The following is a 14,434-nucleotide window of genomic DNA, read 5'->3' as shown; positions in this document are numbered from 1 at the left end:
TGGTCAGGGGAGGATGAGGGCGTCGGCGGGGCGGATGCCGGCGCGGCGCAGGATCGCGGGGATGCAGCGCTCGACGAACGCCTCGACGTCGGAGGCCTCGGTGTAGAGGTGCGCGGAGAGGCGGAAGTAGCCGACCCCGCGGAAGCTCGTGAAGGCGGTCTCCACGCCGACCTCGTCGAGCAGGTCCATGCGCAGCGCGTCGGCCTCCTCGCGCGTCGCGCCGAGCCCGAGCGGCAGGCGGATCAGGCGCATGGACGGCACGGGGGAGGGCAGCGGGGTGAGCGGATCCTCGTCGCCGTACGGGCGCAGCGCCTCGGCGATCAGCTCGGCTCCGGCGTCGGCGCGCTCGGCCATCGCGGCGCGGGCGTGCTCCCACCCGAACTCGGTCTCGATGAACTCGATCGCGGTGGGGGTGGCCAGGTACGTCGTGGCGTCGATCGTGCCCTGGGTGTCGAAGCGCCCGGGGTAGGGCTCGCGGGCGGCCCACGAGTCGATCAGCGGCCACAGCTCGTCGCGGTCGGGTGCTGCCGTGACGAGCAGGGCCGAGCCGCGGGGGGCGCAGGGCCACTTGTGCAGGTTGCCGAACCACCAGTCGCCGCCCGCGACCGCGGCGGCGTCGGCGATCAGGCCGGGGGCGTGGGCGCCGTCGACGAGGGTGCGCACGCCGCGCTCGGCCGCGAGGTCGGCGATGCGGCGCGTGGGCAGCAGGCGGGCGGTGGGCGAGGTGATCTGGTCGACGACGATCAGCCGGGTGCGCGGGGTGAGGGCGTCGGCGAACAGCTGCACGATCTCGTCGTCGGGCGCGAGCAGCGGGAGGGCGACGGTGCGGACGGTCGCCCCGAAGCGGCGGGCGAGGCGTTCCGCCCCCATGGTGATCGCGCCGTAGCCCTGATCCGTCACCAGGATCTCGTCGCCGTGCTCGAGTCGCAGCGCGTTGTACACGACGGTCGCCGCGGCGGAGGCGTTGGGCACGAAGACGCTGTCGTCCGCCCGGGCGCCGACGAACGGGGCGGTGCGCTCCCTGGCGTCCTGCACGCGCTCGGCGATGCGGGGGAACCACTCGACCGGGCTGAGGTCGGCGCGGCGACGCAGGGCGTCCTGGTGCGCGACCACGACCGACGGCACCGCGCCGAACGACCCGTGGTTGAGGTGCACGACCGCGGGGTCGAGAGGCCAGGCGTCGCGCGCTCGCAGGCCGGAGTTCAGCGTGAGCGGAGCGGGGAACAGCGGAGCGGGCATCGGACCTCATCGATGAGTGGGGGCGAGTTGTTGCACAACTTTGCCACAAGGCCCCGATTTTGGCTACGAATCCGCGAAGATGAAACATAGTTGTCATACGAGTTTGTCGCGTGGAGCGGTTCCGACAGACTGCACGAGGGGCGGGGGTGTCAGGGAGGATGACGATGAGCGCACTCGACACGGCGTTGCACGGCCTGCGGGCGCTGATCGCCGACGGTGCGCTGCGCCCCGGCGACCGCCTGCCCAGCGAGGGGGAGCTGTGCGAACGGCTCGGCGTCTCCCGCGGATCGCTGCGCGAGGCCATCCGCACGCTCGCGGCGCTGGGCGTGCTGGAGACGCGCCACGGCTCGGGCAGCTACGTCAGCGAGCTGCGCGCGGCCGACCTCATCGGCAGTCTGTCCCTCACCGTCGGGCTGCTGCCCATGGCGGGAGTGCTGGAGCTGACGGAGCTGCGCCGGGTGCTCGAACCCCATGCCGCCGCACTCGCGGCCGCCCGCATCGACGCAGACACCGTGGCGGCGCTCGCCGCGGTGCTGGACGAGATCGAGGCCACGACCGACTTCGAGGCGCAGTCACGCCTCGACCACGAGTTCCACATGCGCATCTCCGCGGTCGCGGGCAACGAGGCCCTCACGAGCCTGATCGACGTGCTGCGCTCCCGCTCCCGGGCGTACCGCATCTCGGAGCCCGACGACGCCGCGGAGCTCAAGGTGCACTCCGACGCCGGGCACCGCGCGATCCTGCGGGGCCTCGCCGCCGCCGATCCCGTCGCCGCGTCGGCCGCGGCATCCGCGCACGTCGCGTACACCGAGTACTGGGTGCGGCGGTACTCCGGGCTCGACGACGTCCCGACCGCGGAGACGCCGTCCGCCTGAGTGCGCGCCGGCGGGGTCCGCTCAGCCGAGGGTGATGTCGACCTGGATCTCGGTCGCGAGTCGCTCCAGGTCGGCCCGCAGTGCGTCGAGGTCGACCGTCGGCGGCACCTTCGCGATCACCGACGCCTCGAACAGCCGTCCGCCCGCCATCGCCGCATCGCGGGTCTCGGTCGCGAGCTCCTCGATGCTCAGCGCGTGCGCGTTCAGCGCGGCCGACACCTCCCGCACGATCCCGGGATGGTCGTTGCCGAGCACCTGCATCACCAGCAGCCGCTCCTCGTCCTCCTCCGCCACGCCGCGGGTCCCGGTGAGCACCGACAGCGTCAGGAGCCCCTGACCCTGGATCGCCCGGAGTGCGGTCTCCAGGTCGCCCGCGCGGTCGGTCGGCACCGACACCTCGATCACGCCCGCGAACGTTCCCGCGAGCTCGGCCAGCGAGCTGTTCTCCCAGTTGCCGCCGTGGGCGTCGACGACGTCGGCGACCGCCGCGACGAGTCCCGGCCGGTCGGCACCCGCGACAGTGAGGATGAGTGTGGTCATGGCCTCAGCGTAGGGGGCGTTCGGCGTTCGGGACATGCCCCTTGACGCGGGCGTCGTGCGCTCCGCTCAGCTGAAGTCGAGCGTGCCGCGCACGATGGAGTTCCCCGAGTGGGCCGGGTCGCCGTCGACGGGTTCGAACGAGATGTCGACGAGGTCGTACTCGTCGAGGTCGACGTTCGCGGGGATGGCGAATGCGCCGGTCGCGGCGTCGAGCACGCCGAGGCTGATGAGCGCCTTCCCGTCGTTGCGGATGAGCCAGACCTCCCGGTAGTCCTCCGAGCCGACCTCGCCGTCGAGCGACACCGTGAGGGTGCGCGCGCCGTCGCGGTCCTCGTCCACCTCTGCCGTGCCGATCGCATCGGGGTGGTCGGGGAACGGGTCGAGCGTCGCCGTGGCGACCGTGACCGGCCGGAGTGCGGCCGAGATCGCCGTCCACGTGCTCACGCCCACGGTGACGACGAGGACCGTGACGGCGGCGAGCACCCACCAGCGGGCGGCGATTCTGCGCTGCGGGCGTGGGGCGGAGGGCGGCTCGCCCGCTGTCGGTTCCGCCGGGCGGAGAGGGTCGGCCCGGAGCCGCTCCGGCAGGCCCAGCTCGTCGTGCATGCGCGCCCACACGTCGGCGGGCGGCGACTCCAGCTCCGCGTCGGCGACGGTCGACCGCGCGACACCCGCCGCGTGGGCGAGGTCGGCGATCTCGGCGGCGCACGCCCGGCACTGGTCGAGGTGCGCGCGCTCGCGCTCGGAGGCGACCGGCTCGCCGAGCGCGAGCAGGGCGAGCTGCTCGGGGTCAAGGTGCGACACGGTTGACCTCCAATCGGTCGCGCATACGGGAGAGGCTCCGGCGGATGTGGCTCTTCACGGTACCCAGAGGCATGTCCAGCCGTCGGGCGATCTCCTCGTGCGTCAGGTCGTCGAAGAACGCCAGCCGCATGACCTCGCGCGCCTCGGGTCGCAGCTGCCGCATCTCGTTCGCGATCAGGATGGACTGCGACAGGTCGACCGGTGCGCTGACGAGATCGTCGGGAGAGGTGACGCGCATCATCTCCTCCTGCAGCCGCTGGATGCGGGCCCGCGACTCGTGCATGTCGGCGATGCGGCGCCGGGCGATGGTCACCAGCCACGTGCTCAGACGGGCCTTCGACGGGTCGTACCCCGTTCTCGACGTCCAGGCCGACACGAACGTGCGCTGCGTCACGTCGGCGGCGTCGGCGCGATCACCGAGGGAGCGCAACGCGAGCGTGAACACCACCGGCGACCACCGCCGATACAGCTCGGCGAGGGCATCCTCGTCGCCCCGGACGAAGCGCTCGTTGAGCTGCGTCTCGTCGTCGGGGTCGTCCGCGGAGGTCATGCGCGCCTCCCTTCCGTTCGGGGCGTCGGGTGCGGGTGCTCAGGCGGGCCGTGCGATGGCGACGACATTATCGCGGTAGTGACCGGTCGTGCTGTCGAAGGGTCCTCCGCACGTGATGAGGACCAGGCCGGGCGGGCCCTCCCTGGCGAACAGCTCCCCGGTGGGGAGAGCCGCCTTCTCGTAGAAGGCCAGCGACTCCACCGCGTAGGTCCGGGGCACGCCGTTCGCGTCGGTCACCTCGACGGTCGCTCCGGCACCGAGCTCGCGCAACCGGGAGAGCGGGCCGATGGGGTATCCGACGGCGTCCACGTGCGCGGCCAGCACGACGAGTCCGGCCGTGCTGGCGGCATCGGCGCCGTACCGGTACCACCCCGCCACCGCCGGGTCCTCCGGGAGCTGCATCTGCCCTGTCGGCTCCACTCCCACGTCGACCACGGTCATGTCGACGCCGAGGTCGGGGATCCGCAGCCGGGTCGGAGGGGTCGTGGGCTGCGGTGCGGGCAGTTCGGCGGAGTGCGTCTCCGGGCGCAGCGTCGAGGTGGGGGCGGGCGACGTCGAGCGTGGGGGGTCGGAGGGGGGATCCGACGTCATCACCTCGCCCGCCCCCACGGGGGTGCAGGCGATCAGGAGCGCCGCGCACGCGGCACCGCATCCGGCGAGGAGTCCTCGCCGGATGCGGCGGCGCAGCGCCCCCGGTCTCATCGGCGCGCGATCCGCTGACGACGCACGGCGACGGTCGCACCCGCAGCCGCGATCATCGCCAGGCCGATCAGTGCCGTCGCCAGGACGATGACGGTGTCGGCGTCCCGCTGCGCCGCGTAGCCCGCGGTGCCGGAGGGCACGCCGCCGGGGTTGGTGTGCAGTCCCGAGACCGTCTGTGCGGCGATGGCGAGGGTGCCCTCCTCGGCGCTGCCCCACGCGTACAGGATCGTGAGCACGCCGTCCTGCACCGCCACGTCCTGCGGGCCGAGCACGGGGTCGGTGGTGCCGGCGAGGGCGACGGCGGCCGAGACGTTCCCGGCGGGCAGGTTCAGCGTCGCCTCGTTCGGGTTGGTCAGGTCCTCGACCACCGGTGAGCCGCCGGCGAGGATGTCGACGGCGGGCGCGGCCGCGACGTGACGGACCGTGAGCCGCCCCTGGCCGGGTGCGGTGGGGGACGTGTCGTTCGTGAAGAGGTTCAGCCCGGGGTCGCCCGCCTCGGTGAGGTGCGCGACGGCGGTGTAGTTGGCACCGGCCGTGAGGGTCAGCGTCGCCGGGCCGAGCACGGGCGCACTCGCGTCGGCCGCGTCCGGCGCGGTCAGCGCGACCTCGTAGCTGCCGGCGGGGAGTTCCAGCGGACCGGCCAGTGAGCCGGGCTGGAAGTCGTCGATGGTGCGCTCGCCGTTGACGTACACGTCGACCGGGGTGTTCGGGATGGCGTGCAGCACCGAGAGCTGGGCGCTGCCGGTGGTCGCGGCGGTCGCGGGCGTGGCCAGGGCCGCTGCGGCCAGTAGTCCGACGACGAGGCCGGCTGTGGTGATTCTTCGCACGATGCTCCTCCTTGAACAGGGGCGGCGGTCGCCACCCATTGCCCCCTTATTCCGGGCGAGGGCGGTCGGCGGATGCACCCGAACCCGATCTTGTCGGCACTCTCCGGTCCCGGTGGTGCTTTTTTAGACGGTGCCCAGAAACTGATGGACATCGATCGGGACCGCGCGCATAATCGCATCCACACACCCGGACCCGGCAAAGGAGCACGCCATGAGCGACACGAACCACCCCGCCGAACTGTTCTCGTCTTCCACCGGCCCGACCGGCGCCTCCATCACCGACTGGACCGATCTCGGCCGGGAGATGTGGGCGTACCTGACCGGCCGAGGAGCGGCGGTGAACTACACCTTCGAGGACATGACCGTCGAGGTGCCGCGCGACATCGGCCCCGACGCGCCCCGCGCCACCTGGAAGTTCAACGGCACCCTGCGGGTGACCACGAGCGACCGCGCCACCGACGGACCGCACGCCGCCTGAGCGGATACGACCATGATCCGCCTCGACATCGACCTGGAGGTCGAGCACCGCGGGCCGGACGACGACACCCCCACGCGGTTCACCGTGCACGCGGCGGGACGCGAGGTCGTCGTCACGATCGCGGACACGTCCACCCTCGGCGGCATGGGTCGCCGCGACCTCGCGCAGCTCGCCCCCGTCGCGGACGGCCTCGCGCGCCGCGGCATCCGGGTGCGGGTGGAGGGACCGCGCGGCACCCTGGTGGAGTTCGGCGACGTGCGGTCGGGACCCGTGGGTCGCGCGGTCGCGGGATCACCGCACATCCGGCTCGGCCACCTCACCACGTTGCTGACGGAACTGCAGCGCCGCGACCGCGACCGCGGCGGCGGCTCGCTGCTCTCCATCCCGCCCGGCACGCTGTTCCCGCTCGTGCCCACCGTGGTGCGCCACGTCCGCCGCCGCGTGACCACGACGCACTACCTGCCCGGCTCGGGACGCCCGCGCCTGATCTTCTCGGTCGGCTCGGGCGACTGGGACCGCAGCCGTCCGCGCGAGTTCGATCTGCTGCCCGACCGGACCGTGATCGGCTCGAGTCCCGACGCCGATCTGCGGCTCGACGGACTCGAAGCGGTGCACGCCGAGATCCGGCACAACGAGGACGACGAGTACGTGCTGTACCCGCACGCCCCCACCGGCGGCGGGTGGCCGAACCTGCCGCACAGCTCGGACGGCGCGCGCATCCTCCGCACGGGCTCGCGGATCGAGCTGGGCACCTGGCGCCTCGCCTACTACCGGGAGGAGTTCGCCGACCACGGTCGTCCGTTCGGCGGGCGTCAGGGCGGGGAATACGAGTTCCAGAAGCAGCAGCCGGTGCGACCCTACGGCTCCGGCGAGCTCGGCTGACCCGGCACCGCGAGCATCAGTCCGCCCAGACCCCGGTCGCGAGGAAGTGCTCCAGGCGGGCGCGGTGCGGGGCGAGGTCCCACCCCTGCTGCGCGACCCACTCGTCGGAGTAGTAGGTGTTGGCGTAGCGCACGCCGCTGTCGCAGATGAGGGTCACGACGCTGCCGGTCTCACCCGCGGCTCGCATGCGAGCGATGAGCTGGAACGCACCGGAGAGGTTGGTGCCGGTGGAGCCGCCCGCCCAGTGCAGCGTGCGCTCGCGCAGCAGGCGGATCGCGGCGATCGAGCCCGCGTCGGGCACCTGGATCATCTCGTCGATCACGGTCGGGACGAAGGATGCCTCCACGCGGGGGCGGCCGATGCCCTCGATGCGGCTCGGGCGCCCGGCGGGCGGGTCGACGGTCCCGGCCCAGCCGTCGTAGAAGGCGGAGCCCTCGGGGTCGACCACCGCGATCCGGGTGTCGTGCCGGCGGTAGCGCACGTAGCGGCCGAAGGTCGCGCTCGTGCCGCCGGTGCCCGCACCCATGACGATCCACCGCGGGATCGGATGCCGCTCCTGGGCGAGCTGGCTGAACACGCTCTCGGCGATGTTGTTGTTGCCGCGCCAGTCCGTCGCGCGCTCCGCGAACGTGAACTGGTCGAGGTAGTGGCCGCCGCACACCGACGCCAGGCGCTGGGCCTCCGGCGACATGTCCTCCGCGCGGTCCACGAAGTGACAGGTCCCGCCGTAGAACTCGATCAGGTCGATCTTCTCCTGCACGGTCGACCGGGGTACCACGGTGATGAACGGCAGACCGAGCATCCGCGCGAAGTACGCCTCGGACACGGCGGTCGACCCGCTCGACGACTCCACCAGCGTCGTGTCCTCGCGGATGCGCCCGTTCACCAGCCCGTACAGCAGCAGCGACCGCGCCAGCCGGTGCTTGAGCGAGCCCGTCGGGTGCACCGACTCGTCCTTCAGGTACAGGTCGATGCCCCACTCGGCCGGCAGCGGGAACAGGTGCAGGTGCGTGTCGGCGCTGCGATTCGCGTCGGCTTCCAGCAGGGCGATCGCGGTGCTGGTCCAGTCGCTCATGTCTTCGAGCGTAGTGGGGCTGCCCTCAGCCGACGGTACCCGCGGGCGAGGCCCCGCCGTCGCCGTCGACGTGCAGCAGCGACGCCTGCGACTGCTCCTGCTGCAACTGGAACTCGAAGCGCGAACGGTCGCCGCGGTGGTAGGCGATGAAGTACTCGATGGGCGTGCCGTCCTCGCTGCGGCTGACGCTGCGCAGCCGGAGCAGGGCCGAGCCGGCGCTGACGCCCAGGTGCTGCGCCTGCTCGTGCGTGGCGACGGTCGCCTCCGCGGAGCGCACGCCGTGCGTCGCCACGATGCCGTGCATCGCCAGCAGCCGGTACAGCGACCCCTCGGTCAGGTCGGCGCCGAGCGTGACCCCGCCGACGGCCTCGGGCATCCACGTGGTCGACAGCGACCAGGGCTCCCCGTCGACGTGCCGCAGCCGCTCGAGCGCCACCACGGGCGACCCGACCGGCACTTCCAGCGCCAGCGCGACCTCCTCGTCGGCCACGGTCTGCTCGTGCCGCAGCACGTCGCTGTGCACGTGCCCGCCGCGACGCTCCACGTCGTCGTACAGGCCGACGAGGGTGTGCACCAGGCTCTCGCTCGTGCGCGGGCGGGAGACGAACGTGCCCTTGCCCTTCACCCGCTCGACCAGCCCCTCGTGCTCGAGCTGCGCGAGCGCCTGGCGCACGACCGTGCGCGAGATGCCGTAGCGCTCGCACAGGCGGTGCTCGCCGGGCAGCGGGTCGCCGGGCTGCAGGCCGTCGCGGGCGATGCCGTCGATGATCAGCTGCCGCAGCTGGTCGTACATGGGGGCGGCGGAGTGGCGGTCGATCGCGTCCTCGACGGTGGTCATCAGTACGCCACCCCCGCGTGCAGGATCACGTTCGCATACGGGGTGAACTCGCCGGAGCGCACGAACGCCCGTGCCGTGCGGGTGCGCTGCTTGAACTCGACGTGCGGCACCAGCTCGATCTCGAAGCCCATCCCGGCGAAGCGCTCGCGCAGGGCGTCCAGCACCTCGGGGCTCTTCTCCGCGACCTCCGCGGATACCGTGGCGCCCTCCACCACGAGCTCGGCGAGCACGGTGTCGAGCACGTCGAGGAAGGCGGGGGCGCCCGGGCGGTAGGCCAGGTCGATGCGCTCCGACCCCGGGGGGATGGGAAGGCCGGCGTCGGTCACGACGATCGTGTCGGTGTGGCCGGTCTCGCTGATCACCCGGGACAGGGCGGGGTTGATCGTGGTGGACGTCTTGCGCATCGGTGCTCCTGGCTGGTCAGTTCGCGACGGGGGCGGTCTCGCGCTCGGTGAGGAACGCGTCGACCTCGGCGCGGTGCGGAAGGCTCGGCGACGCGCCCTGCTTCGTGACGGCGAGGGCGCCGGCGGCGGTCGCCAGGCGCACGGCGTCGGTGAGGGTGCTGCCGCTCGCGAGGGCGGCACCGAGGTAGCCCGCGTAGGCGTCGCCCGCGGCCGTGGTGTCGACGGCCTCGACGGGGAACGGCGGGACGACCGTCGCGCCCTCCGCGGTGACCACGCACGACCCCTGTCCGGCGAGCGTGACGACCGCGGCGCCCACGCCCTGGGCGAGGAACCAGCGGCCCGCGCGCTCGGCCGACGCCGCGTCGGTCACCTCGATGCCGCTGATGAGCGACGCCTCGGTCTCGTTGGGCGTGACGATGTCGATGCTGCGCCAGAGGGCGGGCGGGAGCTCCGCGGCGGGGGCGGGGTCGAGGATCACGGTCATGCCGTGCTCCCGGCCGCGCGCCGTGATGTGGGCGGTCAGCGCCGACGGCGTCTCCAGCTGGGTCAGCAGGACGGAGGTGGTGGGGGCGAGGGCGGTGAGCGCCTCGTCGATCTGCGGGGTGCTGAGCGCGGCGTTCGCGAGCGGCACCATCACGATGTCGTTCTGCGCCGACGCGTCGACGCGGATGTGCGCGATGCCCGTGGGGCCGGGGACCGTGCGCAGGTGGGTGAGGTCGACGCCGGCGGCCGTGAGCCCGTCCACCACGAGGTCGTGGAACAGGTCGTCTCCCACGCAGCCGACGAAGCTCGTGCGTGCACCGGAGCGTCCGGCCGCGACCGCCTGGTTCGCCCCCTTGCCGCCGAGCATGAGCGTGAACTCGTCGCCCAGGATGGTCTCGCCGCGGGCCGGCAGCCGACCGGAGAAGGTGGTGACGTCGGCCGTGACGCTGCCGACGATGACGACGCCGGTGCGGTCGCCGGGGTGTGCGGGTGTCATCTCGCTCCTGATCCTCCTCGACAGCGCGGGCGCTCCGGTGGCGTTGACTAGGCTCGGAGCTGTCATTACATTAGCCGAAACCGAACCTGTAACGACAGGTTCCCGCGAGGAGACCCCGATGACCCCGATCGCGCCCCGCCTGTACGTCGACAGCGCCGACGTCGACCGCGTCTCCCGGCTGCTCGCCGCGGGCGTGGTCTACGGGGTCACCACCAACCCCACGATCCTCGAACGGGGCGGCCGCACCGCCGCGGAGATCCCCGACCTCTACGCCCGATGGGTCGAGGAGGGTGCCCGCGAGGTGTTCTTCCAGACCTGGGGTGGCGACACCGCCTCCTTCCTGCGCAACGCCGAGGGCATCCGGGCGCTGGGCGACCGGGTCGCGGTGAAGGTCCCCGCCACGCCCGACGGCTTCGCGGCCGCGTCCGCCCTCGTGCGCGACGGGGCGACCGTGCTCGTCACGGCCGTGTACTCCGTGGCGCAGGCCCTCGCGGGCGCCGCGATCGGCGCCCGGTACCTCGCGCCCTACCTCGGCCGGATGCGCGACGCGGGCGTCGACGGCGAGGTCGTGATCGCGCGGATGCAGGAGATGTGCGCGGGGACCGACTCGAACGTGCTCGCCGCGTCGCTGCGGTCGGCGGAGGATCTGGTCGGCCTCCGACGCGCCGGCGTGCCCTACTTCACCGCCGCCCCCGACGTGCTCGACCAGGTGCTGTTCAACCCGGTCAGCGACGCCTCCGCCGCCGAGTTCGACGCGGCCATGGTGCGCCTGGGAGCCTGACCCGCCCCGCTCGCTCCGTCGCGGTGCGGCTCAGGCGGTCGCGGCCTGCCGCAGCCAGCGCTCCACGCCCGCGATGTGGGCCGTGGCGAGTGACGTGGCGAGAGCGGAGTCGCGCTGGGCGATGGCGTCGGCGATCGCGCGGTGCTCCGACAGCGTGCGCTCGACCGCGCCGCCCTCGGTGAGCCCTCGCCACACGCGAGCCCGCACGGTCTGGCTGCTGAGGTGCTCGATCAGGCTGGCCAGATAGGCGTTGCCCGCCATCGCCACGATGTCGCGGTGGAAGCGGATGTCGTGGTCGACGAGCTCCTCGATGCTCACGCCGGCGTCGATGCCGGCGACCTCCTCCTGCACGGCCGCGATCGCCTCCTCGCTGCCGAGCGTCGCGGCGAGCCCGGTCGCCTGCGACTCGAGCATTCGCCGCACCGCGAACATCTCCAGCATCGAGTCGTCGTCGTGCATGTCGACCACGAACGCGATCGCTTCGAGCAGCAGATGTGGCTCCAGGCTCGTGACGTAGGTGCCGTCGCCGCGGCGCACGTCGAGCACGCGGATCACCTCGAGCGCCTTGACCGCCTCGCGCATCGAGTTGCGCGAGAGCCCGAGTCGTTCGGACAGCTCCTTCTCCGGGGGCAGGCGATCGCCGGGCGCCAGTTCGCCCGACACGATCATCGCCTTGATCTTCTCGATCGCCTCGTCAGTGACAGCCATGGCGTCATCCTTGCACAGTGATCGGATGTCTACGGCAGGATGGGGGCATGCGCACCCTCGACTCGCACCTGCACCTGTGGGACCCGGAGGTTCTGACCTACTCGTGGCTGGAGGGGCCCCTCGCCGCGCGGTTCGCCGCGGAGGAGATCGAGGGCGCCCGCATCGACGGGTCGACCGAGGAGCGCGCGATCTTCGTGCAGGCGGGCACCGCGGTCGACGACGAGCTCGACGAGGTGCGGTGGGTCGCGGGACAGGCCGAGCGGCTCGGGGTGGTCGGCATCGTCGCGGGTGCCCGACTCGACCGCGGCACCGACACGACCGTCCACCTGGAGAGCCTCACGGCGGAGCCGCTGGTGGTGGGCGTGCGGCACATCCTGCAGGACGAGCCGGATGCGGTGGCGCTGTCGTCCGCGTTCGTGACGGGCGCGCGAGAGGTCGCGGCCCACGGCTGGGCGTTCGACGCGTGCGTGCGGTCGTGGCAGCTGCCCGACGTCGCGCGGCTGTCCGCCGCGATCCCCGAGCTGCGCATGGTGCTGGATCACCTCGGCAAGCCCGCGGTCGGCACCGCGCACGCTCCGCTGGCCCCGACCGCGGAGTGGGAGCGCGACCTCGCCGAGCTCGCACGCCACCCGCAGGTGTACTGCAAGGTGTCGGGTCTTCCGGCGGAGGCGGGTGGTGACTGGAGCCTCGTGCAGCTCGAGCCGTTCCTGGACACCGCGGCCGACGTCTTCGGGCCGGAGCGCCTGATGTGGGGTACCGACTGGCCGGTCTCCGCGGTCGGCCCGGCCCGCACGGACGCCGCCTCGGACGCCCCGTCGACGTATCAGCCGACCGCCCGCAGCCGCTGGGCCGACGCGGTCTCGACGTGGGCGGACTCCCGCGGCATCGACCGGGCCGCCCTCTTCCACGACACCGCGGCCGCGTTCTATCGCCTCTGACCCCCCCCGCCCCGTCCGCCCCATCCCGTCGCGCGGTGCGCGTGCGATATGTCACCCCCGAAGCTCCTGCGCGGCACGTTTTCGATCCCGCACCGACTCCGCACGGCAGGCCACACGCGAGAGGGCCCGGCGGCTCAGGGAGTCGCCGGGCCCTCTCGTCGGGGAGGGTGCGAGGTCACTCGGGGCGGAGCCGCAGCTGCGCCATCCCGCCGTCCACCTCGAGGAACGTGCCCGTGGTCGAGCCCGCGCCCGGTCCCACCAGGTAGGCGACGGCCGCGGCGACCTCGTCCGGGCTGACGAGCCGTCCGTGGGGCTGTCGTGCTTCGAGGGCGGCGCGCTCGGCCGCGGGGTCGGCGGCGGTGTCGAGCAGTCGTCCGACCCAGGGGGTGTCGGCGGTGCCGGGGTTCACGGCGTTGACGCGGATGCCCTCGCGCAGGTGATCGGCGGCCATCGCGCGGGTGAGGGCCGACACGGCGCCCTTCGACGCGGAGTAGAGCGCGCGCTGCGGGAGGCCGGTGGTGGAGGCGATCGACGCGGTGTTGCACACGGCGGCGGCGGGCGACGTCCGCAGCCACGGCAGTGCGGCCGAGGTCACGCGGGCGATGCCGGTCACGTTGATCGAGAGCACGCGCGCCCACTCGTCGTCGTCGTTCGCGGCGATGTCGCCCTGCGCGCCGATGCCGGCGTTGTTGACCACGATGTCGATGCGGCCGAAGCGCTCGGCGACCGCGGCCACGGCCGCGTCGACGCTCGCGCGGTCGGACACGTCGGCGGTGAACGCGGCGAAGCGCTCGTCGGCGTTCGTCGTGTCGCGGTCGAGCACGGCGATCGTGGCGCCGTCGTCGTGCAGTCGGCGGGCGATCGCCGCGCCGATGCCGGAGGCTCCGCCCGTGACGATCGCCACCAGGCCGTCCATCGTTCCGCTCACTTCTGCGCCTCCCATGCCACGAACTCCTGTCGCTGCCGGCCGAGGCCGTCGATCTCGATCTCCACCACGTCGCCCGGGGCGAGGTAGGGGTACTTGCCCGACAGGGCCACGCCCTGCGGGGTGCCGGTGAGGATCAGGTCGCCGGGCTCCAGCGTCACGTACTGCGACAGGTGGTGCACGATCTGCTCGACGGGGAAGATCATGTCGCTCGTGTTCGAGTCCTGCCGCGGCTCGCCGTTGACGAAGCTGCGGAGGCCGAGGGCCCGGTGGTCCACCTCGTCGGGCGTGACCAGCCACGGTCCGGTGGGGTTGAAGCCGAACGCGATCTTGCCCTTCGACCACTGCCCGCCCGACACCGCCATCTGGAAGTCGCGCTCCGACACGTCGTTCGCGGCGACGAAGCCGGCGACGTGCGCCATCGCCTCGTCGGGGGAGTCGAGGTAGGCGGCGCGGGCGCCGATCACGATGCCGAGCTCGACCTCCCAGTCGGTCTTCTCGCTGCCGCGCGGAATCGTGACGGTGTCGTTCGGGCCGACCACGGTGTTCGGGGTCTTGAGGAAGATGATCGGGATGGTCGGCGGCTCGGAGCCGGACTCGGCCGCGTGCGCGGCGTAGTTCATGCCGATGCAGATGACCGCGCTGGGGCGGGCGATGGGGGCGCCGACGCGCATCCCCGCAGCGTCGGGCAGCTCGGGGAGCTCTCCGGCGTCGCGCGCGGCGGCGACGCGGGCGGCGACGTCTCCGGCGAGGAAGTCGCCGTTGACATCGGATGTCAGTGGGCGGAGGTCGAGGTAGCGGTCACCCTCCACGAGGACGGGGATCTCCGCCCCAGGGGTGCCGAGCCGCGCGAACTTCATGATTCTCCTGATCGTTCGGGAAGCCGCTC

General features: G+C 72.8%; 18 protein-coding genes. 5 read left to right on the top strand and 13 right to left on the bottom strand.

The window, feature by feature from the left end; translation table 11 throughout:
* Nucleotides 1-3: 3 nt before the first annotated feature.
* Nucleotides 4-1,239 carry an aminotransferase class V-fold PLP-dependent enzyme gene (locus tag KZC56_RS03175; RefSeq protein ID WP_247637847.1) on the bottom strand — a complete coding sequence of 412 codons (1,236 nt, stop codon included), beginning with the start codon at nt 1,237-1,239 and terminating at the stop codon, nt 4-6.
* A 164-nt stretch (nt 1,240-1,403) separates the two neighbouring features.
* Here KZC56_RS03175 and KZC56_RS03170 point away from each other — a divergent pair, with 164 nt between their 5' ends.
* Nucleotides 1,404-2,114 carry a FadR/GntR family transcriptional regulator gene (locus KZC56_RS03170; RefSeq protein ID WP_136029435.1) on the top strand — a complete coding sequence of 237 codons (711 nt, stop codon included), beginning with the start codon at nt 1,404-1,406 and terminating at the stop codon, nt 2,112-2,114.
* 21 nt (nt 2,115-2,135) lie between these two features.
* Here KZC56_RS03170 and KZC56_RS03165 read toward each other — a convergent pair whose 3' ends face one another.
* The 5 genes from KZC56_RS03165 to KZC56_RS03145 all read right to left on the bottom strand — a co-directional run bounded on the left by KZC56_RS03165 (nt 2,136) and on the right by KZC56_RS03145 (nt 5,537).
* On the bottom strand, nt 2,136-2,654 hold the full coding sequence (locus KZC56_RS03165; RefSeq protein ID WP_247637846.1) for a glycine cleavage system transcriptional repressor: 519 nt from the start codon (nt 2,652-2,654) through the stop codon (nt 2,136-2,138).
* A gap of 66 nt (nt 2,655-2,720) precedes the next feature.
* On the bottom strand, nt 2,721-3,458 hold the full coding sequence (locus tag KZC56_RS03160; RefSeq protein ID WP_247637845.1) for an anti-sigma factor: 738 nt from the start codon (nt 3,456-3,458) through the stop codon (nt 2,721-2,723).
* Nucleotides 3,445-4,008 carry an RNA polymerase sigma factor gene (locus tag KZC56_RS03155; RefSeq protein WP_136036703.1) on the bottom strand — a complete coding sequence of 188 codons (564 nt, stop codon included), beginning with the start codon at nt 4,006-4,008 and terminating at the stop codon, nt 3,445-3,447. Before KZC56_RS03155 ends, KZC56_RS03160 begins: the two co-directional genes overlap by 14 nt.
* 39 nt (nt 4,009-4,047) lie before the next feature.
* On the bottom strand, nt 4,048-4,710 hold the full coding sequence (locus KZC56_RS03150) for a class F sortase (RefSeq protein ID WP_247637844.1): 663 nt from the start codon (nt 4,708-4,710) through the stop codon (nt 4,048-4,050).
* Nucleotides 4,707-5,537 (bottom strand): DUF4397 domain-containing protein, encoded by an 831-nt coding sequence (locus KZC56_RS03145; RefSeq protein ID WP_206252528.1) that lies wholly within the window; start codon nt 5,535-5,537, stop codon nt 4,707-4,709. The genes KZC56_RS03150 and KZC56_RS03145 overlap by 4 nt, the downstream gene beginning before the upstream one ends.
* Nucleotides 5,538-5,748: 211 nt before the next feature.
* Here KZC56_RS03145 and KZC56_RS03140 point away from each other — a divergent pair, with 211 nt between their 5' ends.
* On the top strand, nt 5,749-6,015 hold the full coding sequence (locus KZC56_RS03140; protein ID WP_136029443.1) for a hypothetical protein: 267 nt from the start codon (nt 5,749-5,751) through the stop codon (nt 6,013-6,015).
* Between the two features lie 12 nt (nt 6,016-6,027).
* On the top strand, nt 6,028-6,897 hold the full coding sequence (locus KZC56_RS03135; protein ID WP_136029446.1) for an FHA domain-containing protein: 870 nt from the start codon (nt 6,028-6,030) through the stop codon (nt 6,895-6,897).
* Nucleotides 6,898-6,913: 16 nt separating this feature from the next.
* Here the strand turns inward: KZC56_RS03135 and KZC56_RS03130 are convergent, their stop codons facing one another.
* The 4 genes from KZC56_RS03130 to KZC56_RS03115 are packed head-to-tail and all read right to left on the bottom strand — an operon-like array spanning nt 6,914 to nt 10,193.
* On the bottom strand, nt 6,914-7,972 hold the full coding sequence (locus KZC56_RS03130; protein ID WP_136029448.1) for a PLP-dependent cysteine synthase family protein: 1,059 nt from the start codon (nt 7,970-7,972) through the stop codon (nt 6,914-6,916).
* A 25-nt stretch (nt 7,973-7,997) separates the two neighbouring features.
* The gene (locus tag KZC56_RS03125; RefSeq protein WP_136029450.1) at nt 7,998-8,810 is read right to left on the bottom strand and encodes a GntR family transcriptional regulator; all 813 of its coding nucleotides are present in this window, start codon (nt 8,808-8,810) and stop codon (nt 7,998-8,000) included.
* Nucleotides 8,810-9,214 (bottom strand): D-ribose pyranase, encoded by a 405-nt coding sequence (gene rbsD, locus KZC56_RS03120; protein ID WP_136029452.1) that lies wholly within the window; start codon nt 9,212-9,214, stop codon nt 8,810-8,812. Before rbsD ends, KZC56_RS03125 begins: the two co-directional genes overlap by 1 nt.
* Nucleotides 9,215-9,230: 16 nt before the next feature.
* On the bottom strand, nt 9,231-10,193 hold the full coding sequence (locus KZC56_RS03115) for a ribokinase (RefSeq protein ID WP_247637843.1): 963 nt from the start codon (nt 10,191-10,193) through the stop codon (nt 9,231-9,233).
* A gap of 118 nt (nt 10,194-10,311) precedes the next feature.
* Between KZC56_RS03115 and KZC56_RS03110 the strand changes: the two genes are divergently transcribed.
* Nucleotides 10,312-10,974 (top strand): transaldolase family protein, encoded by a 663-nt coding sequence (locus tag KZC56_RS03110; protein WP_247637842.1) that lies wholly within the window; start codon nt 10,312-10,314, stop codon nt 10,972-10,974.
* Nucleotides 10,975-11,004: 30 nt separating this feature from the next.
* Here the strand turns inward: KZC56_RS03110 and KZC56_RS03105 are convergent, their stop codons facing one another.
* Entirely contained in the window at nt 11,005-11,682 is a 678-nt protein-coding gene (locus KZC56_RS03105; RefSeq protein WP_136029458.1) for a FadR/GntR family transcriptional regulator, read from the bottom strand.
* Nucleotides 11,683-11,729: 47 nt separating this feature from the next.
* On the opposite strand from KZC56_RS03105, the gene KZC56_RS03100 reads away from it, so the two are divergent.
* On the top strand, nt 11,730-12,620 hold the full coding sequence (locus tag KZC56_RS03100; RefSeq protein WP_206252532.1) for an amidohydrolase family protein: 891 nt from the start codon (nt 11,730-11,732) through the stop codon (nt 12,618-12,620).
* Nucleotides 12,621-12,795: 175 nt separating this feature from the next.
* On the opposite strand, the gene KZC56_RS03095 is transcribed toward KZC56_RS03100, so the two are convergent.
* Together KZC56_RS03095 and KZC56_RS03090 are read right to left on the bottom strand one after the other, a co-directional pair.
* A complete protein-coding gene (locus KZC56_RS03095) occupies nt 12,796-13,563 on the bottom strand; it encodes an SDR family NAD(P)-dependent oxidoreductase (RefSeq protein WP_372490546.1) in 768 nt (255 codons plus the stop codon).
* Nucleotides 13,545-14,405: a fumarylacetoacetate hydrolase family protein gene (locus KZC56_RS03090; protein WP_247637841.1), complete on the bottom strand. Its 861-nt coding sequence runs from the start codon at nt 14,403-14,405 to the stop codon at nt 13,545-13,547. Before KZC56_RS03090 ends, KZC56_RS03095 begins: the two co-directional genes overlap by 19 nt.
* Between the last annotated feature and the right edge of the window lie 29 nt (nt 14,406-14,434).

Source organism: Microbacterium sufflavum (genome assembly GCF_023091155.1).
Classification (GTDB): Bacteria; Actinomycetota; Actinomycetes; order Actinomycetales; family Microbacteriaceae; genus Microbacterium; species Microbacterium sufflavum.
Note: the sequence above shows the minus strand (reverse complement) of the source record. Positions and strands in the feature narration are given on the sequence as shown.